Origin of the sequence: Actinoplanes sp. NPDC049548 (genome assembly GCF_040676695.1) — a bacterium.
In the GTDB taxonomy this organism is placed as follows: Bacteria; Actinomycetota; Actinomycetes; order Mycobacteriales; family Micromonosporaceae; genus Actinoplanes.
Genome location: NZ_JBFAPM010000001.1, coordinates 741,058 through 766,702 on the forward strand (window position 1 = coordinate 741,058; position 25,645 = coordinate 766,702).

General features: G+C 66.9%; 21 protein-coding genes. 17 read left to right on the top strand and 4 right to left on the bottom strand.

What is annotated here, in order from left to right; translation table 11 throughout:
- Positions 1-427: 427 nt before the first annotated feature.
- Positions 428-1,867 carry an O-antigen ligase family protein gene (locus tag AB0J80_RS03580; protein WP_364699891.1) on the bottom strand — a complete coding sequence of 480 codons (1,440 nt, stop codon included), beginning with the start codon at positions 1,865-1,867 and terminating at the stop codon, positions 428-430.
- Positions 1,868-2,999: 1,132 nt separating this feature from the next.
- Here AB0J80_RS03580 and AB0J80_RS03585 point away from each other — a divergent pair.
- Both AB0J80_RS03585 and AB0J80_RS03590 read left to right on the top strand, forming a co-directional pair.
- The gene (locus AB0J80_RS03585; protein WP_364699893.1) at positions 3,000-4,346 is read left to right on the top strand and encodes a sugar transferase; all 1,347 of its coding nucleotides are present in this window, start codon (positions 3,000-3,002) and stop codon (positions 4,344-4,346) included.
- A gap of 89 nt (positions 4,347-4,435) precedes the next feature.
- Positions 4,436-5,746: a UDP-glucose/GDP-mannose dehydrogenase family protein gene (locus tag AB0J80_RS03590; protein WP_364700177.1), complete on the top strand. Its 1,311-nt coding sequence runs from the start codon at positions 4,436-4,438 to the stop codon at positions 5,744-5,746.
- Positions 5,747-5,840: 94 nt separating this feature from the next.
- Here the strand turns inward: AB0J80_RS03590 and AB0J80_RS03595 are convergent, their stop codons facing one another.
- Entirely contained in the window at positions 5,841-7,262 is a 1,422-nt protein-coding gene (locus AB0J80_RS03595; RefSeq protein WP_364699895.1) for a hypothetical protein, read from the bottom strand.
- A 594-nt stretch (positions 7,263-7,856) separates the two neighbouring features.
- Between AB0J80_RS03595 and AB0J80_RS03600 the strand changes: the two genes are divergently transcribed.
- The 8 genes from AB0J80_RS03600 (at position 7,857) to AB0J80_RS03635 (ending at position 17,289) form a co-directional block, all read left to right on the top strand.
- Entirely contained in the window at positions 7,857-9,329 is a 1,473-nt protein-coding gene (locus AB0J80_RS03600; RefSeq protein WP_364699897.1) for an oligosaccharide flippase family protein, read from the top strand.
- A complete protein-coding gene (locus tag AB0J80_RS03605) occupies positions 9,326-10,384 on the top strand; it encodes a glycosyltransferase family 4 protein (RefSeq protein WP_364699899.1) in 1,059 nt (352 codons plus the stop codon). Before AB0J80_RS03600 ends, AB0J80_RS03605 begins: the two co-directional genes overlap by 4 nt.
- A gap of 574 nt (positions 10,385-10,958) precedes the next feature.
- Positions 10,959-11,594, top strand: a complete 636-nt coding sequence (locus AB0J80_RS03610) for a glycosyltransferase family 4 protein (RefSeq protein ID WP_364699901.1) — start codon at positions 10,959-10,961, stop codon at positions 11,592-11,594.
- Entirely contained in the window at positions 11,591-12,733 is a 1,143-nt protein-coding gene (locus AB0J80_RS03615) for a glycosyltransferase family 4 protein (protein ID WP_364699903.1), read from the top strand. Before AB0J80_RS03610 ends, AB0J80_RS03615 begins: the two co-directional genes overlap by 4 nt.
- Positions 12,730-13,878 carry a glycosyltransferase gene (locus AB0J80_RS03620; protein ID WP_364699904.1) on the top strand — a complete coding sequence of 383 codons (1,149 nt, stop codon included), beginning with the start codon at positions 12,730-12,732 and terminating at the stop codon, positions 13,876-13,878. The genes AB0J80_RS03615 and AB0J80_RS03620 overlap by 4 nt, the downstream gene beginning before the upstream one ends.
- On the top strand, positions 13,875-15,062 hold the full coding sequence (locus AB0J80_RS03625; RefSeq protein WP_364699906.1) for a glycosyltransferase: 1,188 nt from the start codon (positions 13,875-13,877) through the stop codon (positions 15,060-15,062). The genes AB0J80_RS03620 and AB0J80_RS03625 overlap by 4 nt, the downstream gene beginning before the upstream one ends.
- Positions 15,059-16,177: a glycosyltransferase family 4 protein gene (locus AB0J80_RS03630; protein WP_364699908.1), complete on the top strand. Its 1,119-nt coding sequence runs from the start codon at positions 15,059-15,061 to the stop codon at positions 16,175-16,177. The genes AB0J80_RS03625 and AB0J80_RS03630 overlap by 4 nt, the downstream gene beginning before the upstream one ends.
- Positions 16,174-17,289: a glycosyltransferase gene (locus AB0J80_RS03635; protein WP_364699910.1), complete on the top strand. Its 1,116-nt coding sequence runs from the start codon at positions 16,174-16,176 to the stop codon at positions 17,287-17,289. Before AB0J80_RS03630 ends, AB0J80_RS03635 begins: the two co-directional genes overlap by 4 nt.
- Positions 17,290-17,519: 230 nt before the next feature.
- On the opposite strand, the gene AB0J80_RS03640 is transcribed toward AB0J80_RS03635, so the two are convergent.
- Together AB0J80_RS03640 and AB0J80_RS03645 are read right to left on the bottom strand one after the other, a co-directional pair.
- The gene (locus AB0J80_RS03640; RefSeq protein ID WP_364699912.1) at positions 17,520-17,867 is read right to left on the bottom strand and encodes a hypothetical protein; all 348 of its coding nucleotides are present in this window, start codon (positions 17,865-17,867) and stop codon (positions 17,520-17,522) included.
- Positions 17,868-17,909: 42 nt separating this feature from the next.
- On the bottom strand, positions 17,910-18,416 hold the full coding sequence (locus tag AB0J80_RS03645; protein ID WP_364699914.1) for a hypothetical protein: 507 nt from the start codon (positions 18,414-18,416) through the stop codon (positions 17,910-17,912).
- An 85-nt stretch (positions 18,417-18,501) separates the two neighbouring features.
- Between AB0J80_RS03645 and AB0J80_RS03650 the strand changes: the two genes are divergently transcribed.
- The 7 genes from AB0J80_RS03650 to AB0J80_RS03680 all read left to right on the top strand — a co-directional run bounded on the left by AB0J80_RS03650 (position 18,502) and on the right by AB0J80_RS03680 (position 25,524).
- Positions 18,502-18,816, top strand: coding sequence for a hypothetical protein (locus AB0J80_RS03650; RefSeq protein ID WP_364699916.1), 315 nt, complete (start codon positions 18,502-18,504; stop codon positions 18,814-18,816).
- Positions 18,813-19,229, top strand: coding sequence for a MerR family transcriptional regulator (locus tag AB0J80_RS03655; RefSeq protein WP_364699918.1), 417 nt, complete (start codon positions 18,813-18,815; stop codon positions 19,227-19,229). The genes AB0J80_RS03650 and AB0J80_RS03655 overlap by 4 nt, the downstream gene beginning before the upstream one ends.
- Positions 19,226-19,723 (top strand): hypothetical protein, encoded by a 498-nt coding sequence (locus AB0J80_RS03660; protein ID WP_364699920.1) that lies wholly within the window; start codon positions 19,226-19,228, stop codon positions 19,721-19,723. Before AB0J80_RS03655 ends, AB0J80_RS03660 begins: the two co-directional genes overlap by 4 nt.
- A 145-nt stretch (positions 19,724-19,868) precedes the next feature.
- Positions 19,869-20,291 (top strand): response regulator, encoded by a 423-nt coding sequence (locus tag AB0J80_RS03665; protein WP_364699922.1) that lies wholly within the window; start codon positions 19,869-19,871, stop codon positions 20,289-20,291.
- On the top strand, positions 20,288-22,327 hold the full coding sequence (locus AB0J80_RS03670; RefSeq protein WP_364699924.1) for a PAS domain-containing sensor histidine kinase: 2,040 nt from the start codon (positions 20,288-20,290) through the stop codon (positions 22,325-22,327). Before AB0J80_RS03665 ends, AB0J80_RS03670 begins: the two co-directional genes overlap by 4 nt.
- A gap of 53 nt (positions 22,328-22,380) precedes the next feature.
- Positions 22,381-22,890, top strand: a complete 510-nt coding sequence (locus tag AB0J80_RS03675) for an FBP domain-containing protein (RefSeq protein ID WP_364699926.1) — start codon at positions 22,381-22,383, stop codon at positions 22,888-22,890.
- A 135-nt stretch (positions 22,891-23,025) separates the two neighbouring features.
- Positions 23,026-25,524 carry an ATP-binding protein gene (locus AB0J80_RS03680; protein ID WP_364699928.1) on the top strand — a complete coding sequence of 833 codons (2,499 nt, stop codon included), beginning with the start codon at positions 23,026-23,028 and terminating at the stop codon, positions 25,522-25,524.
- Positions 25,525-25,645: the final 121 nt, after the last annotated feature.

Genomic DNA, 25,645 nt, shown 5'->3' on the forward strand with positions numbered 1-25,645 from the left:
GCTTCACTTCGGTGTCTCAGTGTGTAATATCTGGTCGTTCGTACCGACGGGGTTCGACCTTTCGGCGTCCCTGGCGCCTGAGCCGCGCGTTCCTTCCGATCGTAGCAAGATCGCGTATAACGGCATGCTAGCCGGATAGGCCCTCATCGTAATCACTCGGGCGGGTTAGTCATTGCGTCAACCATTGACAGGCGATCGGCCATGTTGGGGGACGTGGTTGTCGATACCAAGATCATTAGATGGCGGCGCCGGACGGGCGAAGCGTTTTCGCCGCAGTATTAGCAGTACACCGAGCCGTCGACGTGCTTCCGGTCTGGTGTCCCTTCGCGTGGCTCGCCCGTGCTGCGAATCGCTCGTCCATGGTTGTACGTGGGGGCGACACGGCGCAATGCCCCTCGGGCGATACGGATACTCGACTCCAAGTAACTTATTCGTGGCTACTGGAGCTCACCACTGCCACCCGCGGCTCCGACGCCCTGGCGCGCGTCAGCGCCCGCTCCTGCCGCACCCTATTCGAGGTTGAGGCGGCGCATATCCCGAGGCAGATGCCATACAGCAACGGCCACCGATAGGAGCTCATGAGGAAAGCGGCGGAGATGCCGGCCAGAGGAGTGATGAGGAGGAAGAAGGCCGCTGTAGCGTCGACCAGCGAGCTTCGTGTGCTGAGAACCCGTAACGCCACCACCGCGCCGGCTATAATCGTCGCGACGTACGCAATCAATCCAATGGCGCCGAAACCCAGCCAGGCCATCAAGGCGTCGTTGTGAACGTAGAATCCGCTGTGGACAACCAAGCCGGGGAGGTTGTCGATCGGACCGTACCCAATCCATGGCCGATCGAGAGCCAGGTCGAATCCGACCGCGATGTCCTGGAAGTGGCCCGCTGTCGAGGCGTCCCGGGTGTCGAAGCCGCTTAATAGGTCTGCTGCTACGAAGCGGTCGATCACCGCCTCCGTGACGGCTGGAAACATGACCTGCACCGCGACGATTGCGATGACGGCGGCGGCCACGATGCGGACCGCGAACTTGGTGCGGGCCCTCGAGAAGAGGAAAGCAATGATGATGGCGCCGATCGCTGCCAGCCAGATGTTGCGTCGCAGAGACACCAACAAAATGGCCACCGTACCCGCGAAGAACGCGATTCGCTTCCATGAGAAGAGGCTTCCTCGGCGGAGCAGCGCCAGCGCCAGCGCGCCGGCCACTGCGGGAGTCGCCGAGTCGTAGAAGACCCCGAATCCGATCCCGTAGTCACGAATGACCAACAGCACCACGGCCAGCAGGGCTGCGGTGGCAAGCACCGTTCCCCATTGAACGGCTCGCGCTCCACCCACTTGTCGTCGCAGAGCTGCGGAGATCAGAAACCCTTCAAGCACCGAACCGAACGTGCAGTATCGCACGACAAGTAGTAAGGGATCTACGCCGTGGTACAGACCCGCTATCACGACCAGTGCGGTGAAGGCTGCCAGCGGCACAAGGTACCGCCCGTGCCTGACTGTATTGCCATCACGAAATAACCACAGTGCGCCGCTCAGGGCGGCGGCCGCTGCGACTAACGCAATGCCCGGGATACCAGCGACGGTCGTGAAATAGACCTGATACGCGAATGTGGAGCCCCATGCGTTCTCAAAGCCGGCACGAGCTGCACTAACCTCCTGAGCCACGACCAAAATGGTCACGATTGAGGCCGCTGGCATGGCCAAAACAATCAGCAGAGAATAAGATGCAATGGTGCCAATGGCGCCGACGGAAGCGCTCATGACGCCGCCGAGTCCCGCAGCCGCAGCGGCGCCGCCGACGGTCGCGGCCTGCTGAATCGACTCGCGGGATGTTTCAGCAGAGCCCGCGAGTCGTAGACGTCGCAGTCGCACCGGTCTCACCCTTCAGGTTCCTCCGCATCGAAGGCTCGAGCGTCTTGGCGAAGGCCCCGCCACATGACCGTCGCGTTGGAAGAGGGCGGATCGTCGGCGGCACCGTGCGCTACGTTGATGCGGTCCAATGCCACTCAGGCGTGCCACGGACTCGGCGTCGTCGGCGGCTTGCTGACTGACTATCGAACTGCCCCGCCTGACCCGGGCCGACTCGTTCACGTTGGCCGGCGTAAATTGAAGGGCCGTGAATCGGGCTCGGCCGCTGGTGGCACGTCGATCGTCCGACACATATACAAGCGGATCTCCGAGGATGTGTCCACTCCTGCCACTCGAACGGATGATGTTTGCAATCATCCGCAGTTGTGGCGTCCGCAACATCGACGTTGAGATTGGCGAGTGGTGTGCCGGGTATCAGAGGTGCTTCCAGCGAAGCTGTCCGTTCAGTCGGTGGGCATGACCCCTGCGTCTAGCGAATGTTGATCGTTCGCACTTTGTAGATATCAGGTGAACGAATGGCGAGGTCTTCGAGACAGTTCAGGTGATGGAAGCCATGCGCCGGGGGCACTTGATCGCAGCACGAGCGTGCGTACCGGCGACAGCTCCACCTACAGATGTGTAGCTGCCCGAAGATGTCCCGTCTTGGGGCGGCGGGCAGCATAGGTATTCTCAATCTGCAAGCCCGATCACAGATTGTACCTCGATTGGATCGTGACGCCGGTGGGCTTGGAATGCGAGATCCTTTCGGGGTAGTGCGTACGGCGTTGCAGGGTGTACATCGGTCGCCGGATAAGGGCGTTCGGTGGCCGCACGAGTACTGGTCAGCCCTTCATGAGTGGCTGTGTAGAAGTGTCGCCAGTCTGCTTCTCACGCGTATCTTTCCGATGTCACCCCACAATTCTAGGAAAGGCTCTTGATGCCACGAGACGGTGCACGCGTCGGGCGTCAGAAGGGGCTGGCTCACGCAGCCCGCCGGATGGCGGAGCCGAGCGGGAGCGGAAGAGGACTGGCGCTGGAGCGCCAGGTGTCCGTGCCGCCGGCTCGGCCCTCGGTGAACCCACGTCCTAGTGACGACCTTGCCGTCACCGCTGAGGGTCTGTCCCGTCTGGTCACCGGCGGACAGAGAGTCTCGACGATGGTCGTGACGCCCCGCCCGCTATGCCTCCAGGCATGGATGCTCAGCCTGCTTGTTGACGTCTCGGCGCTCGGGATCCCGATCTTTTGGAACGCGGCGTATGTCCGCGGGTTGGTCGTCTGTGCGTTCCTGGTGACGGCGCTCTTCGCCGCCGGCGGTCTGTACCGGCCGAGGCTGCATCTCTCCGCGCTGGACGACCTGCCTAGGCTTCTCGGCCGCCAGTTGATCGCGGTGGCGGCCGTCGCAACAGTCATCGCGCTGCGGCACGACCGAATGGCGGTCGACGGATTCCTGCGGGTCTCCGCCGTCATCATTCTCCTGGTTCTTACCGGCCGGTTCTGCACCAGCTGGGCGATCGGAATGGTGCGTAGGCGCAGATGGGTTTCGCATCGCACCGTTCTTGTCGGCGCGGGTCAGGTCGGCGCTGAGCTAACCCGGCTTCTCGACCGATACCCCCAGTACGGTCTACACGTAGTCGGCTTCGTCGACACCGGAAAGAGCGCGGATGCCGCGACCAGGACGCTTCCCCGGCTGGGTGACGTCGATGACGTGAAGGGTGCCCTCGAACGCAACAATGCGAGCACCCTGATCATCGCGGACCCCGACGTGTCGGACACCCGTCTTACGGACATCATGCGCGAGGCCATGGACAAGACGCACGATGTGTTCGTCGTGCCGAGGCTGCATCACCTCCAGACCCAGACCGGAGTGCCTGATCACATCGGCGCGATCCCGGTGATGAGGATCCGGCCCCCGCTGCTGTCCGGATGGCAGAGGTCTTTGAAGCGCACGATCGACGTGATGGTCAGCGTGTTGGGCATGATCACCCTGGCGCCGATCTTCGTTCTATGTGCCCTGGGCGTTCGTCTTGAGAGTGGACCGGGAGTCCTGTTTCGGCAGGAACGGGTCGGACGCAACGGGAAGTCGTTCGAGATTCTGAAGTTCCGGTCCCTGCGTCCCGTCAACGAGGCGGAGTCGCGGACAAACTGGTCCGTGGCCTCCGACAACCGGGTAGGTCCGGTGGGGAAATTCCTGCGCCGCACATCGCTCGACGAGATCCCCCAGCTGTGGAACATATTCCGCGGCGACATGACTCTTGTAGGCCCTCGCCCTGAGCGCCCCTTCTTCGTCGAGCAGTTCTCTTCCGAGTACCGCGGCTACGAGTGGCGGCATCGGGTACCCGCGGGTTTGACCGGTCTCGCACAGGTCAGCGGTTTGCGTGGTGACACGCCGATCGCCGACCGAGCTCGATTCGACAACTACTACATCGAGAACTGGTCGCTTTGGCTCGACTTCAAGATCGTTATCCGGACCCTTCACGAAGTGCTGGCGGCAGGAGGGCGATGAAGGGGTTCGACGCCGCTCGGCAGCGTCGCAGCGCTCGGCTTCCTGAACTGTTGAGAACTAAGGATGACATGCTTCCCTCTCTGCCCCGAATCACTGTGATCGGCACGGGCTATCTCGGCGCCACTCATGCGATCTGCATGGCGGCCCTCGGGTACGAGGTCATGGGCGTCGACACCGATTCGGATAAGATCGTCAAGCTCGCGGGTGGCGAAGTGCCCTTCTTCGAACCGGGCCTGCCGGAACTCCTCGCCAAGGCGCTGGACTCTGGACGCCTACGCTTCAGCACCTCATTCGAAGAAGCGGCCGCCTTCGGTGACGTGCACTTCGTCTGTGTCGGCACTCCTCAGCTGGAGGGCTCGCATGCTGCGGACATGCAGTATGTGGACGCGGCTTTCGAGGAACTTGCCCTGCACATCGACCGGCGAGCGTTGCTCGTCGGGAAATCTACTGTGCCGGTCGGAACCGCTAGCCGGCTCGCCGGGCGAGTACGGTCGATCGCACCGGCCGGCCCTCTGGCGGAAGTCGCGTGGTGTCCCGAGTTCCTTCGCGAGGGTTTCGCGGTCGAAGACACGATGCGACCCGAACGCCTGGTGTTCGGAGTCGAATCAGCCTGGGCGGAGGATATGCTGCGGCGGTCGTTTGATCCCGTCATCACCCCCGATATGCCGGTAGTCGTGACCGACATGGCGACAGCCGAGCTGGTGAAGGTGGCGGCGAACTCATTCCTCGCCACCAAAATCTCGTATATCAATGCAATGGCGCAGGTGTGTGAAGCGGCAGGCGCGGACGTCCAGGATCTGGCCACCGCCGTCGGACTCGACAGCCGAATCGGCAAGCGATTCCTTAGGCCAGGGCTCGGCTTCGGCGGAGGATGCCTGCCGAAGGACATCCGTGCCTTCACTCACCGGGCCGAGGAGCTTGGAGTGGGTCATGCAGTGGCCTTCCTCCGGGAGGTCGACGCCATCAACATGAGTCTTCGTCACCGCACTGTGGATTTGGTGCAGGAGATCGCTGGTGGAAGTGTCGCCGGCCTCAAGATCGCCGCTTTGGGAATCGCCTTCAAGCCGGATTCGGACGACATCCGCGACGCCCCCGCACTCGAGGTCATCGACCAGTTGCGGCAGCTCGGCGCGGACGTTCGTGTCTACGATCCGGTAGCGATGGACAACGCCCGAGCAGTTCGACCAGAACTGACGTACTGCGACAGTGCTCTTGGCGCCGCCCGCGACGCCGACGTCGTGATTCTATTGACGGAGTGGGCGGCTTTCAGAGAGATCGAGCCGGCGATGATGGGACGCGTCGTGCGGCAGCGGCGCATCATCGACGGCCGCCATGCACTTGACTCGGCACGGTGGCGCGCTGCGGATTGGCGCTACAAGGCGCTGGGCCGACCAGCCTGACACGATTGATATGGCCTCACTGGGCCATGTCACTGATCGCTGCCACAAAACGGCTTGCCGGCGCCGGACCGAAGTCCGACGCCGGTAGCCGCGTTCAGCGGAGGCGGGAGTTGCCTGGCTGGCTCATGAGGACATTCGCTAAAGCCAGGCCGAACGCATACTTGAGACGATCTCCTCTGCCGCCCCGGAATGCGGTCGTGTACTTGGCGATCTGGCTACTAATGTACGGCTCCAGGTCCGTGCGGCCACCAACATTCGCGAGTACGGACACCGACGCGGTGTCGTACGGGAACTCCCGGCCGATCTGCGGGTGGCGCGTGCCTCCGCTGGTGTCCATGCGCCACGTCGCCGTGTTGACCCGGTCCCATAGCTGGTTGGTGATGGCGTTCAGGTACCGGAGAACTCGATGGTCCTTGTTGATCAAGTAGAGCGGCGAGAGGAGGTCGAGCTGGAGCATGGTGTACTCGGCGTCGAACCCGGGTTCCGAAACAGCTTCGGTGAAGTAACCCTTGCTGTCCCGGCCGTCCTCTTGCGTCCCCTTGCTGGTGTACACGAACCCGTAGCCGGGCCAGCGAGACTGGGGTGGCGAAACGGCAAACGTAAGCGCAGTCTCGTAGGCCGTGAGGTACTTCGCGTTTCCAGTCAATCGCGCGGCGAGTGCCATCGTGAGAGTGTTGCCGACCACGATGTTCCCGTTCGTGTACCAAGCAAGGTTGCCGTTCTTGATGAGGAAGTCGGCCGCCTTGGCGACGGCCGTCGACCACCGCCCGTACCTGGCCGGGTCCATGGTCGGCTTGAGTAAGACGGTGGCGATCCCCAGCTCGTTGGCAAAGAACATGGTGTCGAGATCCGGACCGACGGGATTCGTGCCGAATGCACCGTTCGCTTGCTGGTGAGCGTTGATCTCGTAGTCGAAGATCTTCTCCGCCGCCGCTTGTCTGGAGGCGTCACCGGTAACCGCGGCCGCCGCAGCCAGGGCTAGAGCCGGGCCGGCGTCACAGCGGAAGCATTCGGTCGAGTCGATCCATGTTCCGGGCGGGGCCCCGGCAGGCGCTGTGCTGTTCAGATCGGCCAGTACGGCGTCCACAAGACCGACCATCTGGATATCGGTCGGCGACAGAGGCGCGGCACCCTTCGTCGGTACCGCCACCGTAGCCTCCGGTACGACGGTGGTGGGCTGGGGCGCGATCGTCGGCGAGGGTACGACCGTGGGCTTCGGCTTGGGCGCAACCGTGGGCTTCGGCTTGGGCGCGACGGTGGGCTTGGTCGTGGGCTTGGGCGCAACCGTGGGCTTTGGCGCGGGCTTGGGCTTGGGCTTGGGTGAGGGCTTCGGAGTGCGCTGGGCGGCCGCCGACTTGGTGGTGCGCTTGGCAAGGGTGGTCTTGGCCGGGTTCTTGTGCGTCGCCGCAGTCCCCTTCGCCGTAGCCGCCGAGGCCGGGTCCTGCGCAGTCAGAATGATGAAGCTCAAGACGGCGGCGAGGGACGCCGACGCTTTCAGTCTGATTCTCTTGCTCATCAGCGGGACCCAATCGTCGTGGTGGCAACCCCACGTTCGGTGCATCTCTCAGCGTGATGAGGTCGTCGCTGGGTGCAGTGCGGTAGCGAAGCCGTAGCCATCACGGTCCCCAAAGTCTCATTGGCGGATGATCAGAAACCACGGCTTACATGTAGCGGGAATCCGCGGGCGAACATGAAACGGAAAGCCCTCTCGTGTACTGCGTTGCTCTGGGGAGATGCGCTGGTAAATCTCACTACCGACCAGCCGGAGCGGGGCTCCGGACAAAAGGCTGCGAACTTAACCTGGCGGCGTGGCCGAATCGCCATCATCAATCAGCCGCTCGGCTTCCCCCGTACGGGTCTGTGCGGACGGATTCGTGTCGGGTCCCGAGGTAGAGTTCGGAATATGGCGGGATTCACTGACGGCGAATGATCACAAGGGTCATCTAGGTGAATGGTAGGCCGCTGTTTTGTTGGTCAATCCGCTGAGGATTAGAAGTGCATATGAATAAGCTTAAGGGCGTCCAATTGTCGCCCTTTGATTTGCCGGGCACGTCGACGCCGCGATGATAGGTTCAGTGACTGGCAGTGCGGTGATCGAGCATCACGGGCCTTGTCGTCGGATCTGCCGGGCACGGTCGTGATGGCAGACGTCAGTGAAACCGCAGGGAAACTGGCGGGATCAGCCGTACTGCTGATCGGCCGAAAGGTGGCAGGCTCAGTCCTGTCCGCGGTGTCCTCCATTGTGGTGGTCCGCAGTCTCCTGCCCGGGGAGTTCGGTGAGTATGCGGCGGGTCTGGCTGCCTTCTACATGCTTCTAGCCCTTACTGAATTCGGTTTCAGTGAGGTGTTCGGGCGGGCACTAGGGCAGAAGAAAGTAGACGCTGCCGCTCTCGGTCGACTTGTGCTGAAGGCCAACCTGGTGTGGTCGAGCATAGTGGCTGCCGCAGCGGTGGTGATCGCGGGCTTCTTCGCATACGACTCGACTCGTGGAGGCACCCTGCTGGTCATGGCGCCAGCCGTTGCATTAGCCGGCACCACTGCCATGCGCCAGTTCTTCTATGCCAAGCATGAAGTCGGCCGGATGGCAACGGTCGATCTCTCTACGGCGATTATCTCGACCATCGCTATCGTCGGGTCCGCTTCGCTCGGGGCACCCGCTGTTCTCCTTGCGGCCTTTGCCTCGGCGGCTGCAGTCGTCAACAGTCTCGTCATGCTCCGAGTGGCATCGCAGTGGATGTCGCCGCGAGATGCCGCTGATGGTGACGCCGCTGGCGTTCAGTCGCCGGTGCACTTGATCAAAGAAGCCTTCCCCATTGGCTTCGCCTCGTTTTTGTCAACCGCTTATGTGTCGATCGATGTCGTGATTCTCTCGAATATCTTCCCGGCAGAGGTTGTCGGTCAGTACGCGAGTGCGGTCAAACTGTTCAGTATCCTGACGATCTTTCCTGGTCTGGTCATGTCCATTGCGCTACCTCAACTGGCAGCTGAGTGGGACGAACCCGACCGGATGGGCGTACTGCTGTCCCGGCTGTGGCATTGGTTCATGAGTCTTGTGATGCCGGGCCTGGTCATCGTGGCTGCAAACGCTCGGGGAGTGATGACGTTGCTGTTTGGCGACACCTATGGAGAGGTTGGGCCGATCCTGCGGATTCTCGCAGTAGCGGGTGCGGTTTCCATGCTGACCCAGCTTCTGGGTGTAGTGGTCGTCGCCGCCGCTAGGGCGCGCTGGCTGGTGGGACAGAACATCATCGCCCTCGCCTTCAACGTGGGCGGAAATCTCCTCTTCGCGCCCAGATTCGGTATCAGTGCATCCGCCTGGCTGACCGTGGCGACCGAAGTCATCGTTTGTGGCGGCTCGTGGCTGATCTTGCGCGACCGAATTCCGTGTGCAGCGTTGAGCAGAGTGAGCCTACTGCCAACCGCCGCTGTGGCGGTCGCCGTCGCGATCGGGTGGATCTTCGTTGCGACGCCGTGGATGGCGTTGACGGTGTCCGCAGTCGCATACGTCCTTGCTCTGTCGGCGCTGCGCGGTTGGCCGGTCGAGATGGTTCGGATGATCCCTAGTATCGCGAGGCCCCGGTGAAAGTAGTCCTGGCAACCGACGCGCGCGCGGCGGGTGGAGTCGGTCGGCACATCAAAGACTTGGCCGAAGGCTTGATGGGTGCAGGGCTGACGGTGAGCCTTGCCGCCCCCGGCGACTCGACGGTCGGCCGGGTGGCGACGGAGCTCGGGATCGCTTTCATGCCGTTCGAGAACGGCGTGGAGCGCGCAGACGTATGGCACCTGCACCTCGCCGATACGTACGACCGAGGCTCGTTAGGGATTCTTGCTAAGTCACGCCTGAAAAGCCGGCGAGTCGTGGTTACTGAGCACCTGCCACGGAGCAACGCGGCGGATGCGTCACTCAGTGACGACCCGCGTACGAGGGGCGCTGCCACCGCGAAGACAGCTTTTAAGCGTCTACAACTTGGTCTCGCCCACTCCATCATTGCTGTGAGCCACGCGTCGCGGAAGTTCATCATCAGCCGTTACGGGCTGTCTTCGAGACGTATCGTCAGCATCCACAACGGCATCGATCTGTCCCGCTTCGCGCCGCCGAGCGATCAACCACCGACTCGAGCTCCGACCGTCGTCGCCGTCGGATCGTTGATTCGGCAGAAGGGCCACGACCTCCTGATCCGTGCAGCCGCTGCCTCCACGTCGAAGTGGAACATCGTCGTGGCCGGGTCGGGTCCGCAGAGGGCGGAACTGGAGCGGCTGGCCGATTTGGTCGCGCCTGAGCGTGTTCTCTTCCAGGGCTGGGTCGATGACATCGCTCAGTTGATCTGGGAAGCGGCGGTCGTCTGCATGCCGTCCCGCTGGGAGTCCTTCGCATATGTGCCGTTGGAGGCTATGGCGCTCGGGCGCCCGGTCGTTGCGAGCCGCGTTGACGGCGTGGACGAGGTGTTGACGCACGGGAGATCGGGCTTACTCGTCGAACCGAACGACCCGGTCGCCCTGGCGGCCGCGATTGATCGGCTTATCGAGGACGCCGAGCTGGCCAACGCGCTCGGGGGTACCGCCCGGCGTGACATCACCCGCTTCGGTCTCGACTCGATGATCGACCAGACCGTCCTCCATTACCGGAGCCTTCTGTGACCGACGTGGGTGAGATTGCAAACTCCGGCGAAGAGCCCCAGATCATTCTCCTGCTCTCCCGTTCCGACGACCCGACCAGCCCCGGGAGTGCGCTCTGATGACCGAAACGAATGTGCTGGTCGTACGTCCTACAGCCGGTGGTGTGGCGCATGTGGCGTCCAAGGTGGTTGCCGAATTGAGGAGGCAAGGCCGGCTTGTGTGGGAGGTGTCACTCTGCGAGTCCTCTGCGTCCGCCTGGCCGGCTCTGCTCGCTGGTATCCGCGCTGTCCGTCGCATCCGTGAAGCCGGAACTGTGCATATAGAGCTGGGACGCACTACGGCCGGTCCGTTCTGGTTCGCCGTAGTCGCCGTAACCCTGCGCCGAGACGTGGTGGTCGTGGCACATGACGCGCCGGTGCTGGCTGACGCGCCTGGCGCGGCGGTGATGCCGGCCCGACGTGGATGGCGTGACGCGGTGGCGCACAGGGTCTTCGCTCCGTTGCTGAACCGTCCCATCACCGCATACGTCCGGCGCCGGGCTGGCGCAGTAGCTGTTCTGAGTGACGTAGCGGTTCGTCAGTGCAAGGCAGGCGGAATGGCGCGGGTTGGCTTGATTAACCATGGCGCCGACGCTGCTGTACCTGGTCCACCACCGTCTCGATCCCGAACCGTGGTCTTCGGTGGCTTCCTCAGCCCGGCAAAAGGTCTTGAGGATCTGCTGGACGCATGGCAGAAGATCAGCGCCACATCCGACTACCAGACCGATCATCAACTACTGATCGCCGGGACGTGCGCACGTCAGCACGAAGACTGGCTAGCCGCGCTGCGGGCAGACAGCGCCGGGCTCGCCAAGCCGCCACGCTGGCTGGGCTACCTCGACGATCGAGAGTTCACCGAGGTGATCGCGGCGGCCGGAGTGGTGGTGCTGCCCTACCGCAGCTCGAACCCGTCCAGCGGCATCCTGGTCCGGGCCATGGTGCAGGGCCGCCCGGTGGTGGCCACGCGCGTCACCGCGATGGAGTTGCTCATCGCGGACGGTGTCACTGGTGAGCTGGTCGACGTGGGGGACGTCGCCGCACTGGCCGGCAAGCTCGACGGCCTGATCCGGGACCCGGCCCGCCGCGATGCCCTGGGCGCGGCGGCAGCCCGGGTCGCCGCCGAACGGCACACCTGGGCGCGGCAAGTGGCCGACCTCAAGAAGGTCTATGCCCTTTCCGGAGGCCCAGCATGAGGATCGCGGTGATGCATGGCCTCACTAACGGCGGAGCACGTCGACGATTGGCCGAACAGGTCGCCGCACTTGACGCCGAGGTGATCGAGTTCACGACGTCGTGCGCAGAGCCGGTGACGGCCAGGCCGTACGTCGTACCGGTCAAGCTGGCTGCCCCCGGCCTGCCGGTGGCGCTGCGGCCGCCGCAGCGCGTCCTCGACCTACGCAGGCTGCGAGCCGCATGGTCCACGATGGGTGCGATGGCGCAGCGGGCGGGCGTCGACGTCATTTTCGCAAATCCGGATTCGGCGCTGCGCGGAGCGATTTCGCCGGGCAAGTGCGCCGTCCCGGTGATCCGGTACTGCGACGAGCCTCGCCGCATCGACTACGAATCCGGACTGCGCTCAACGCTCAACCCGCGCAGCCGGGCGCTCTACGCGGGCCTGCGCCGGCTGGAACGGGACACCGACCGGGCCGCCATCGCCGAGGCGGACGTGGTCGCCACCAACTCGCGGTACACCGCGTCGCGCATCCTGGCGGCGTACGGCCGTACCGCTGAGGTCCTGCCTTGCGGTGCTCCGGCCATGATGACACCCGCCGCAGTCGAGCCCCGTCATCTGCTGACCGTTGGATCGCTGATTGCCGGCAAGGGCCATGACCTCGTCATCGAGGCGGCCGGGCGCAGTGGCCTCGGGCTGCCGGTCGTGCTCGTGGCGCACCACGACGACCGAGCCGAACGACAACGCCTGCAGGAGATCGCCGACCGGTGCGGCGTGCGCCTGAACGTGCGGATCGGCGTCTCCGATGACGAACTGGTCCAGATCTACCGGGGGGCGTTCGCCACCCTTTACCTCGCCCGCGCGGAGCCGCTCGGTCTCGTCAGCATCGAGGCACAGGCGTGCGGCAGCCCGGTGATCGTCTCCGCCGAGGGCGGCCTGCCGGAGACCGTCGCTGCGGAACAGACCGGCATCGTAGTTCTTCGCGACGCGGCGGTGGCGGCGCAAGCGCTCCTCCGTCTGTCCCGCGACGGCCTGCGCGACCGGATGGCGGTGGCCGCTGCGGGCACCGCCAATGGGCATAGCTGGCAGGCATCCGCCGCCGCGCTCATCCGCGTGGCCGCGGCACTCATCCCGACCCAACGTACCGAGGTTGCCGCATGAAACATCTCGTCATGGTGGCGAAGAGCCCCTGGCATCCCGCGATTCGCCGCGAGCACGCGCTGGCCGCCCAGGCGACGGCCAATGGTCTGCACCTCGACTTTATCGAGGCGCCGACCGACATCCGCCGGCTCGGTAGCAGCGAACGGATGACATGGCTGCGCAGCTTCCGTCCTGTGCCGGTGCAGCGGTCCGGCAGCGCGTTTACTACGCACTCGCGGTCCACTCTGGTCCCGGGGCACCGCAACGCCGCGGCGGCGGCTGTCGACAACCTCCTACTCCGGCGGACCGTCAACGCACTCTGTGCCGCCGGCGATCCGTCCGACACCGCAGTGGTCGTCAACGTGCCTTGGCAATGGGCGGCGACCAAGGACGTGGTCGCGCGCCGCGTGTTCGACGCCGCGGACGATTGGAACGCGCTGCTCGACGGGAAACGTCCTCATGTACGCCGGATGTATCAGCAGATCGCCACAGAGGCTGACACGATCATCGTGGCGAATGAAAGCCTCGCCGCACTGTTCCCCGGGCGCGAAGTGGTGTTCGTGCCCAACGGCGCGCAGTCCGACCTGGTCGGTGCGAGCACGCGTCCGGTGGGCACGTCACGCCGCATGGTCTACGTCGGCACGTTCTCCGAGCGTTTCGACGCCGACCTGGTCCGCGACGTGATGACCAGGCTTCCAGACTGGACCCTCGACTTGTACGGCCAGTTTCGCTACGCGGGGTACGGTGAGGAGCCCGCGCCCGAGTTTGCCCAGCTGCTCGAGCAGTTCGGGCCGCGAATCCGGTGGCACGGCGTGGTGCAGCGCCCGGAAATCGCAGCGGTGCTGGACAACGCGGCGGTCGCTCTCGTCCCGCACCGGCCGCGGTACTGCCGGGGCCAGTCGTCGATGAAGTTCCTCGACTACGCCGCTCGCGGGCGCCCGGTCGTCAGCACGACCTGGGAGACCGGACTCGACCGCCAGTCGCCGCCGGGGGTCTGGTTCGCTGATGAGCCGGCGTCGTTCGCGCGCGCCGTGCTGGCAGCGGCCGACGTCGACCCGGCCACCTCGGCCAGCGCGCTCGCATGGGCCCGCGACCAGACCTGGGAGCAGCGCTGGCCGAAGTGGGCGGGCGCGGTGTTCGGCGTGACCGCTGACCTGTCCCGTTGACGGCCGCCCGCCCGATGCGCGTCCTGCACGTGATAACCGGTTTGAACGCCGGCGGCGCCGAGCACCAGCTGCGGCTGCTGCTGCGGCGGCTGCCGCACGACTGCGAGGTCGTCACGCTCTCGAATCCCGGCACGGTCGCCGATGCGATCCGTGCCGACGGCACGGTCGTCCATGAGATCACCATGCGGCACAACCACGATCTGACCGCCGTTGGTGAGCTGCGCGACCTTATGCGGACCCGCGGTTACGACGTGGTGCACGCCCACCTATACCGCGCCTGCGTCTTCGGCCGGGTGGCCGCTCGGCTGGCCGGTGTGCCGACGATCGTGGCCACCGAGCACTCGCTCGGAGACGGCATGATCGAGGGTCGGCACACCACTACCGGGGTCCGCGCGCTCTATTCCGCCACGGAACGGCTCGGCCAGTCGACCATCGCGGTGTCCGGCGCGGTGGCCACGCGGCTCCGCGCCTGGGGTGTCACCGAGAACCGCATCGCGGTGATCCCCAACGGCATCGACGCGAGCGAGCTTACCTTCGACCCGCAGCTGCGATCGGCCACCCGGGCGCGGCTCGGCATCCCGCACGACGCGGTGGTGATCGGCGGCGTCGGACGGCTGGAGCCGGGCAAGCGGTTCGACCGGCTGATCCAGGCGGTCGCCGAATTGCCCGAGGTGACGCTGCTGTTGGCCGGGGATGGTTCGGCGGGCGAACAGTTGAAACAGATTGCGGCCCGGTACGGCGTCGACGGTCGTGTCGTCTTCACCGGCGAGGTCCGCCACGCCCGCGAGGTGCTGTGCGCGATGGATGTGTTCGCGTCACCGTCCGACTCGGAGACCTTCGGCCTTGCAGTGCTGGAGGCCCTGGCCAGCGGGCTGCCCGCGATCTATGCCAAGTGCCCCCCGCTGGACGAGCTGACTCCGCCGGGCGAGCACGGGCCGCCGGATACACCTGGAGCGCGGCGGACATCGGCGTACCCGGAAGCTCTGCTTCGATCTTTGCGTGCCGAACTGGCGAATTTCGCCGAGCGGCGGGGGGCCCGGCTGCCGGTGCCCGAGGTGGTGGTGCGTTTTGACACTGAGCGGTTGGCGGCGGAGGTCAGCCGGCTATACGAGCGGCTAAGCGCGCGACCGCGCCGCCGGCTTCCGCGCCCCCGTAAACTCATCGAAGGAGCAGATCGCCGATGAGCGCGCGCCTGCAGATCATCACACCGGTCTTCCCGCCGGCGATCGGCGGCATCGAGTCGCTGACGCACGGGCTGGCCGAACGTTGGGACGGGCCGGTCGAGATCCTCACGCTGGCCGAGCCTGGCTCGGTGGAGTGGGACGCGGCGTCCCGCTACCCGGTGCACCGGGCGGTGAATACGCCTCGCGGCGGTCGCAAGTCGATCGCTCGGCTGACCGCGATCACGCCGCGCCACGCCCGGCGGTTCCGGCCGGACGTTGTCCTAGGCATGCACGTACGCTGCGGATATGCCGCCGCGCTGGCGAAGCTGCTGACCGGCGCCGCGTGGGTGCAGTACTACCACGCTAAGGAGGTGCCCACATGGCCCGGCGCCACCCGGCTCTGCGCCCAGCGAGCGGATCACGGCGTGGCGGTCAGTCGGTACACCAAGACGCTCGTCGAGGCAGTGGCGCCGCTGGCCGGCCCGATTGCGGTGATCCCTCCGGGCATTCCCGCCCCGGTGCCCCGGCAGCGGTCCGGCGTACGCGGGAACCGGCGGACGATTCTCACGGTGGCCCGCATCAACGACTCCTACAAGGGCCACGACGTGCTGCTGGAAGCGATGCCGCTGATCCGGCAGCACGTTCCAGACGTGCGCTGGGCGGTCGTCGGCACCGGTGATCGACAGCGGTGGCTGCGAGGCGAGGTCGAGGCGCGCGGCCTGCGCGAGCACGTCGACCTGCTCGGACTGGTGGACGACGACACGCGGGACCGGCTCTTCGCCACCAGCGACGTATTCGTTCTGCCCAGCCGCACCAGCGAGGACGGGCGGACGGGCGAGGGCTTCGGCATTGTGTACGCGGAGGCGGCTGCCGCCGGGCTCCCGATCGTGGCCGGGGCACAGGGCGGTGTCCTTGACGCGGTCCGCCATAACGTCAGCGGGCTGCTCGTCGACCCCACCAGCGCGGAGCAGGTGGCCGAGGCGGTGGTCGGCCTGCTGCGCGACGACAAACGCCGCCAGGACATGTCGGCCAAAGCTCGCGAGTGGAGCCGCCGCTTCGAGTGGGAGCGGGTTGCCGACGACTTCCGAACGCTCGTTCTAGGCACCCTCGACCAGGCGCGAGATCAGCGGTCATGACCTCGGTCGTCCATGTCACCCAGCCGACGACAGGAGGAGTGGCGCGAGTGGTCCTCGGGCTCGCGTGCGCTCAGCGGGCGCAGGGCTTCGAAACAGCCGTGGCCTGCCCGGACGGCCCGCTTGCCGAGCGGTTGACGGCGGCTGGGGTGCGGTGGCTGCCCTGGGAGTCGCGGCGGGAGCCCGCTAAGGGCGTCGCCAGCGAACGTCAGGCGCTGCGGGAGATCCTGGACCGCGCCGCGCCCGACCTCGTCCATCTTCACTCGAGCAAGGCCGGGCTGGTGGGTCGACTGGCGGTGCGCGGCCGGATCCCGACGGTGTTCCAGCCGCACGCCTGGTCATTCCTCGCTGTCGAGGGCCGAACCAGGCTCGCCGCGATCCGGTGGGAGCGGTTCGCCACCCGATGGACCGACATGACCCTGTTCTGCAGCTGGCAGGAGCAGCGGGAAGGCTTTGACGAGGGCATCGCCGGGGTGGGCCGGGTGGTGCTCAACGGCGTCGACCTCACGGCGATGCGCGTCCCAACCGCCGCGGAGCGGGCTGCCGCCCGTCGGTCGCTGGGGGTATCCGAGGACGCCTTCGTCGCCACGGTTGTCGGGCGGCGCTCCTACCAGAAGGGGCAGGATGTCGCAGTGAAGGCCTGGCAGCAGGTGCGGGCGGAGGAAGGTTCCGCCACATTGCTCTTGGTCGGGGAGGGCTACACGAACGAGGCGGATTGGCAGCGGGGAATCGTCACGCGCGCGCCGCTCGACGACGTGCGCCCCGTCCTGCGCGCGGCCGACGTGATCCTGTCGCCGTCGCGGTGGGAAGGACTGTCGCTGTCTCTGCTGGAAGGCATGGCGAGCGGCCGACCGACTATTGCCACCAACGTGGCCGGCAGCCAGGAAGCCTTGATCAACGGTCCGTTGCCCGCGGCCGGTTCCGTGGTTGAACCGGAGAATTCCGCTGCGCTGGCCCGGGAGATCGTCAAGCGTCTGCGCCAGCGGGAACTTGTCGGACGAGAGGCAAATGCGGCGCGTATGCGGGCCGAGACGCTATTCGATGAATCAGCCACCGCGGCATCGGTGTCCGCCGCCTACCGGCTGCTGCCGGGCATTCCCCGTGCCGCCGCCTGATTCACCCGCTGCTCACCGCTGGCGAACTCCCCGGAGGCGTCAATTAGATCCCACGTGTTCCAAGACCCATTCCCCGGCGGGGTCACATCCCGCCGCTGATCGGGCTCCCGTCTTGTTCTAGTTACCGGGCGACAAGACTCTCGGTTGTCATGCGGGAGCCGAGCCTTAAACCGCAGGAACGTCACTCCTTGGATTGCAGGTGCGCGGCAAGCGGTGGCGCGCCGGTGAGATCAGTTCTGGTCTGGCACCTTGGCACGCGCAATCCTGTCCGGGCCGAGGCGGTACGTCGACATCTTCAGCAGCTCCGGCGGCAGGTGGTGCCGTCCCGTGTCCGAGAGCTCATCCCAGCCGCTCTTGCCGGCCAGCCCATCGAGCCACAACCGGTGAGCTTGCTCGAGCGCAGCCGAGTCCGGCCGGGCCTTGCGAGGGGAGAGTCGCACCGGCGATGGGAAGCCCCGGCCGAACAGCCGCGATGTCCCACGGCCGCGCCCCCGCAGCCAGATCGCCGCTGCGATCACGCTCATCGTTGCGAAGGCCGACCACGAAGTGATGATGATCGTCGTCAAGGAGAGGGTCACACTTCGACGCTAATGAACTCAAACGCGAGTGACACCGGCGATCTAACCGCTACGGGGTAGTCGCGTCGGCTGATTTTGTCGGCCGTTTGCGGGTCGCGGTGGTCCGGAGTTCGATCTCCGGAGGTCTTCCAGCTGGCCGGCGATGTGGTCGGCGGCGGTCTCGCTGCCGCCGAAGAAGCTGTGGGACGAGACCGGCTGGGCCTTCACCTTCCGGCCGGTGGTCAGAATGATGATCGGGGTACGGACGCCGAAGGCCTGGGCATCCACCTCGGTCTCGCCGGCGACGACGGCCTCGATGGAAGCCCACGGGATCCGCTGGCTGAAGAGTGATCCGTACAGCTTGAGGCCGGAGGCATCCGCGACGATCCGCATGGCGGCGCAGCGCACGGCAACGACCAGGAAGATCAGCGCCACGATGCCGAGCGGGACGCGGGCCCCCATGGAAGTCGAGGTGGCAGAAGCCACGCCGAAGAAGCCGGCGCCGAGCAGGAACCCTCCGGCCAGCACAGCAGAGCGTGGCGGCGTTCGGAAGACGTGATCATCGTTCATGGCAGCCCGCACAGTAGCGGGACTTATATCCGGTACCCAGGTACAGGCTTAAGGTCGTACGGACACCGCCACGAGGAGGCCCACCATGTCGTACGTCGTCCCGGATGCGTGCACGCTGCCCACCGCCGAGCAGCCCTTCCGGCTACGCGAGTTCGATGCGCTCTTCTCTCACCTACGGGAGATCGAGCAGCTCAGCCTGACCCACACCCGCCTGAAGCTGACCGGCGAGCCCGGCCTCGCCGACACCACGCGCGACCTCACCGCCCGCGAGACCGAATGCTGCAGCTTCTTCACCTTCGGGGTGACCGGTGAAGACCCGGTCGTCTTGGATATCGAGGTTCCGCCGCAGCACGGCGACGTCTTGGCCGCGCTGACGCAGCGTGCGCGCGGCATCCGATGAACAGCGGGCTGCGGACCGGGGAGGTCGCCGAGCGGGCCGGCGTCAACGTGCAGACCTTGCGGTACTACGAGCGGCGAGGGTTGCTCGCCGAGCCGGACCGGTCGCTCGGCGGGCACCGGATCTATCCGCCCGACACCGTCGCGCTGCTGCAGGTGATCAAGGCTGCGCAACGGCTCGGGTTCACGCTGGATGAGGTGGCGGAGCTGCTGGATGCCGGGCGGCGGCGGCATCCCGGGCCGGATCTGCAGCAGCGGGTTGCCGGGAAGATCACCGAGATCGATCGGCGGATGGCTGATCTGGTCGCGGTGCGGGCGGCGCTTGCGGAGGTGGTTGAGGCTCGGTGCGACAGTCTTACCGAGTGCACGTGTGCTGAGTGCCCGGTTCCGTTTCTCACCATCGGGAGGCCCGAGTGAAGGGTCGGTGGGTGCCGGGCGTCGTGGCCGCCCTCGTGGCGGCGGGTTGTGCGACACCAGGGACTCGCGACGGGGACTCGTCGCCGAAACCGTCGGCGTCGGCGTCGGTGGCGCCGCCGGTCGAGCGGGAGGGACCGGTTGGGGACGCGGCTCCGAACAATGCCGACAACAATGGGTGGAAGCGGCGGCATGAGCTGACCTATGACGAGCAGCAGGCGGGGGAGCGGCTGGCCGGCCGAATCCGGCCCCGGCTGGCGACGTTGCGCAAGGCCGGGGATTTTGCCCCGGGTTCCACTCGGCAGGCGTTGCTCGATCTGGGGATCGACGAGGACGCGGTGCAGGTCGCTGCCATGACGGCTGCGCCGGGTGTCGTGTACGCGGTGAGCTTCCCGGAGGCCGGCTGCGTCGTCGGGGACGTGCGGCCCGAGCGGCTGATGGTGGAGGTCACCGGGGCGGCGGCCGAGTTCGGGTGTCTTGAGCCGACGTCGCATTGAGGGCGTACGAAAAAAAGCTCTAATGGGTGAGTTTAGACGCGTGATTTGTCCGACTTCAAATGGTTTTGGAAGGAAAACGGGCGGTGGGGTCTCGGGCAGGACGATAGTGGTAGCGACTTTTACTTCCAGCTGCCGGAGCTCGGACATGACTGTCTTGCTCATCGCCGAGGACGTCGATGACATCGCGATGATCCTTGAGCGTGTCTTCACCCGTGCCGGGATGACGGTTCTTCGGGCTCCGGACGGTGCCGCGGCCTTCGACATGGCTCGGGAGCATCGGCCGGACGTGATTCTCACCGATCTGGGGATGCCTCGGATGGACGGGTGGGAGCTGATCCGGGCTGTTCGTGGCGATGCCGAGCTGGCCGACACCCCCATCGCGATCCTCACCGGGCAGCTTCAGCCGGGCGATCCCGGGGTCGCCGAGTCGGGGGCCTGCGCGCTGCTGCTCAAGCCGACCCCCAACAGCGAGCTCGTCTCCGTCGTTCAGCGGCTCGCCGACGCCGGTCGGCACGGGCACGATTTCACGGCCGCCGGATGTGTGGCGTCTCAGGCCATCAACGCGTGAGCGGCGGGCCTCGTCGTCCGGACGCTGAGGCTATTGCGGGGCTGGACAGCTTCGCCCTGATCGAAAGCGTTCCCCAGGCCGTCGTCGTGGTCGACACCCGCGAGACGGTCGTCGGGTTCAACCATGCCGCGGAGCATCTGCTGGGGTTCACCCGCGCCGACGTGTGCGGTCGCCGGCTCGACGACTGCCTCGAGCCCTACTACGGCAACGGGCCGGTCGGTGCGGCTCTGGGCCGGCTGTTCGCGGCGGCTCCCGCTCATCCGGTACGCCGGCAGCTCAGCCTGCGGCACCGGGCAGGTCATCGGGTGCAGGTGGAGCTGGAGCTCACCGTCATCCCGGGGTCTGCGGGGCCGCTCGCCTGCGTCTTCATGACGGACGTGACCCGGCACCTGGCCGTGGAGGAACGGGCGGACCGCAACGCGGGGTATCTCGCCGCGCTGCTCGACAGCCTTTCCGTGGGCGTGGCGGCCTGCGACGCCGAGGGCCGCATCGTCCTGATGAACCGTGCCCTCCGGGAGTTGCACGGGTTGCCGGCGACCGGTGATGTGCCCATCGACTTCATGGAGTCCCTGAACGGCAAGCTGTACGACGCGGACCACCAGGCCGTCGCGGTGGAGGACACCCCGCTGATGCGTGCCTTGGCGGGCGAGTACGTGCCGGAGACCGACCTCGTCATCGAGATGCCCGGGCACCGGGAACGCCGGTTGTCCGTGACCGCCCGGCCGATCGTTGGCGGCGACGGCGGGCGCCGGGGTGCCGTGGTCGTCTCGCATGAGGTCACCGCCCTGCGCCGCGTCGAACGGTTCCGGGCCTGTCACCGCGAGGTCGAACGGGCGTTGACGTCCGCCGTCTCGGTGCCCGAGGCGACCCCTCGCATCCTCGAGGCGGTCGTGAGCACGCTGGGATGGTCGGCGGCGGAGCTCTACCTCGTCGAGGAGACCACCGGCGAGCTGCGTGCGGTTGGGCACTGGAGCGCGTCAGGGGAGGAGCCGGAGGAGTTCTTCGGGCACACCCCGGTGAAGGGTGAGGGGGTCACCGGCCGGGTGTGGGAGAGCGGCCGGCCCGGTTGGATCCCCGAGCTTTCCGACGCCGTCAGCCTGCGCACGGAGTTCGAGAGGACCCGTGTCGGCATCTGTCTGCGGCACGGCATCCACAGCGTGCTGGCGGTGCCGGTCAGCGACGGGCGTTCGCTGCTGGGCGTACTCACCTGCTATGCCGGCGCCGCCGAGTACGACAAGGACCTGCTGACCGTTCTCCTCGAGGGTGTCGCCGCGCAGATCGGGGTCTTCGTCGCGCTGCGCCGGGCGGAGGAGCTCGGCCGTCAGCTGGCCCGCGCCCAGGACGACTTCATCTCGCTCGTCGGTCACGAGCTACGGACCCCGCTGACGGCGATCACCGCCAACGTGAGCGTGCTCGCCGACGACCAGGACCGCCGGGCCGAGGACGATCCGTTGCTGGAGTCGATCGCGCGCAATGCCGGCGAGCTGCAGGAGATGGTCGGCACCCTGCTCGAGCTCGCGGGTCTGGACTCCGGGCATCTTCCGCTCGAGGTGGCGCCCGTCGACCTCGCCGCGCTCCTCGGGGCGGTCGTCGCGGCGACCGTCGTCGGGACGCCGGACCACACGCTGCGGTTCCACGCCGAGACGCCGGACGCTGTCGTGATCGACGGCGACGCGGAACGCCTCGGGCAGGTGCTGGAGGGTCTGCTGTCCAATGCGGTCAACTACAGCCCCGAGGGTGGTGCCGTCGAGATCACCCTCCGCACCGACGGCGAGATCGCCGAGCTGCGCATCACCGACGACGGCATCGGCACGCCGACCGAGGAACGCGACCACGTCTTCGAGCGCTTCTACCGGGGCAGCAACGTGCGCCACCAGGGAACGCACGGTCACGGGTTGGGGCTGAGCCTCGCGCGTACCATCGTCCAGCTGCACGGCGGGAGCCTGCGGCTCACCGATCATCAACCCAGCGGCACCACGGTCATCGTCCGGCTGCCGCACCACCATGACGCGGCCCATACGGTACGGCGGGTCTAGGGCTGATCCGAATTCAGGTGACCCGGGGCGGTGGCTCGGTTAGCTTCGCGGCCATGGAACCACTTGACGAGCGGACGATCCGGGCCTCGTTCGTGAACTGCAGCAAGGGCGAGGCGAGCAGGATCAAGATGCCTGCCGGCCTCACCGGTGACGGCGTTCCGTGGCGCGACCTGGACTTCCTCGGCTGGACCGACCCGGGTGCCCCGCTGCGGGCGCTGCTGGTCGTGCCCGGTGCCGACGGCCCGACCGGCGTCGTGCTGCGTCGGCCGGAGGCGCGCCGGGCCACCGCGATGCGGTCGAGCATGTGCCGGATCTGCCTGACCGACCACGCGTCCTCGGGGGTGGCGCTGTTCGTGGCGCCGCTGGCCGGTGCCGCCGGGCGGCAGGGCAACACCGTAGGCGAGTACGTGTGCGCCGACCTGGCCTGTTCGCTCTACCTGCGCGGCAAGCGCCAGCCGAAGATGCGGCTGGTACGCCGGGAGGAGACGCTCTCGCTCGACGAGCGGATCGACCGGGCGATGACCAACCTCGGCGCCTTCATCGGCCGGATCGCCGCCGGCTGATCGTTGCAGCGGGGAAACTTTTACGGCGACCGGTCATATTTCTTCCCTTTCTCCGGTTTCGCCGGTCTCTCGGCTGTACAACCTGAGCAGGGAACGGCGCTACCGAGCAGATGACGGGTGGGATGGCTTGCCGTGGTGCGAGTCGATCGAAATGTGCTGACCGATCCGGTACGGCTGGAGGCCGTCGAACTGTACCGGCTGCTGCTGCCGGTCTCGCCGATGCCGATGGATGCGCTCGCCGCACTCGCAGCGCGCCTGCTCGCCGCACCCATGGCGGGGCTGACCCTCCTGGGTGACGGCGAGGAGTTCATCAGCGCAGCGCACGGACTTCCCGAGCCGTTGTGCGGCCAACGGCGACTCTCCCAGAACTACTCACTGTGCAAGTACGTCGTCTCCGCCGACCACGTCCTCGCCGTCACCGACATGCGCGACGGCGGGGACCCGGAGCTGAGCAGCCACCCGCTGCTCACCGAGTACGGCGTACGGTCCTTCCTCAGCGTCCCGGTACGCGACGCGCAGGACCGGCCGATCGGGGCGCTCACGGTGCTCGACACCGAACCCCGGCGCTGGAGCGACGAGAACACCACCCAGCTGCTCGAGGTCGAGAAGCTGCTCCGGCCCCCGACCGAGACACCGGCGCGGTCCACCGTCATCGCGGCCCTCGACAGCGCCGCCCTGCTCGACAGCGTCCAGCAGGCCCTCGCCGCGGTGGACGTCCGCGGCACCGTCGTCGGCTTCAACACCTCCGCCGAGCGGCTGCTGGGGTTCGACCGTACCGAGATCTACGGGCGCCACCTCGACGAGTGCCTCATGCCGGCCTACAACGACCAGCCCGTCGGCGAGGCCCTCGTCCGCCTGTTCGCCCGGCCCCCGGCATGGCCGGTGCGCCGGCCGATCAGCCTGCGCCACCGGGACGGGCACCGGATCCTCGTCGACGCCGCGATCACCGTGGTCCACGGCGCGGCCGGGGCGCTGGCCTGCGTCTTCATCACCGACCTCAGCGGGCAGCGGGCGGCCGAGGAACGCGCCGAGCACAGCGACAGCTTCCTCAGCGCCCTGCTGGACAGCCTCGCCGTCGGTGTCCTCGCCTGCGACGCCGGCGGCGACATCGTGGTCCTCAACCGGGCCCTGCGCGAGATCCACGGTTTCCCGGACACCGAGGACGTGCCCGAGGACTACGGGAGCATCGTGGACGGCTTCCTGTACGACGCCGACCACCGGCCCATGCCGTGGGCGGACACACCCCTCATGCGCGCGCGTGCCGGAGAGGTCGTACGGGACGCCGACATCGTCGTCGAAGTGCCGGGGCACCGCTCCCGGACCTTCGCCGTCACGGCCCAGCCCATCGTCGGGCGCGACGGACTGCGCCGCGGTGCCGTGTCGGTCGCCCATGAGGTCACCGCGCTGCGGCGCGTCGAACAGTTCCGCGCCTGCCACCTACGGGTGGAACAGGCCTTCAAGGGGGCGGCCACCGTGGCCGAGGCCGCGCCGCGCGTTCTCGAAGCGGTCGTCACGACCCTCGGCTGGCCCGCCGCCGAGCTGTTCCTCATCGACGAGATCTCGGGCGAGCTGCAGGCCGCGGGTCACTGGTGCGTCGACGGATTCGAGGCCGGGAACTTCTTCGGCCACACTCCGGTGAAGGGGCTGGGCGTCACGGGCCGCGTGTGGCAGACCGGGCGGCCGGTCTGGGTTCCCGAGATCGCCGCCGACGCGAACCTCAGCACCCCCTTCGAACGGGAACGCGTCGACATCTGCCTGCGCAACGGCATCCACACCGTGATCGCCGTGCCGGTCACCGACGGCGACTCCCTGCTCGGTGTGCTGACCTGCTACGCCGGTGCCGCCGAAGACCTCGAGAACCTGCTCACCGTCCTCCTCGACGGCGTGGCCGCGCAGATCGGCGTCTTCGTCGCGCTGCGCCGGGCCCAGGAGCTCGCCCGCCAGCTGGCCCGGGCCCAGGACGACTTCATCTCGCTGGTCGGCCACGAGCTGCGTACTCCGCTGACCTCCATCGCCGTGCACGCCGGCGTCCTGGCCGAGGACGGCGCCCGCTTCGACGACGACAGCCGGCAGTCGGTCGACGCCATCGCCCGCAACGCCGCCGACCTTCAGACGATCATCTCCACGCTGCTCGAGCTCGCCGGCCTCGACTCGGGGCATCTTCCGCTGACCATCGCCCCGGTCGACCTCGCCGGAGTCATCGACGAGGCCGTGGCGGCGGCCGCCGAGCACATCGCCGCCCACGACGTGCGCCTGCTGACCGACGTACCGGATGGGGTGGTGGTCGAGGGCGACGCCGCCCGGTTGCGTGAGGTGCTCCGCGACCTGTTGTCCAACGCGGTCAAATACAGCCCGGACGGTGGGGAGATCCGCGTCGGGCTGCGCCTCGACGCCGACATGGCCGAGCTGCGCATCACCGATGAGGGCATCGGTACGCCGGTCGAGGAGCGCGAGCGCGTCTTCGACCGCTTCTACCGCGGCCGGAACGTGCGCCACCACGGTACGCACGGCCACGGCCTCGGCCTGAGCCTGGCGCGGACGATCGTCCAGCTGCACGGCGGCACCATCAGGCTGCTCGACCACGCGCCCACCGGCACCGCGGTGGTCGTCCGGCTGCCACAGCGCCATGCCTAACGGTTGACGCGAACCGGGTACGGGCAAGACGACGCCATGACCGATTCACCGACGCTGCAGGCCGTGGTGCTGGGATGTTCGCTCAAGACGTCCGGGCAGGAGTCGAGCAGTGAGCTCCTCG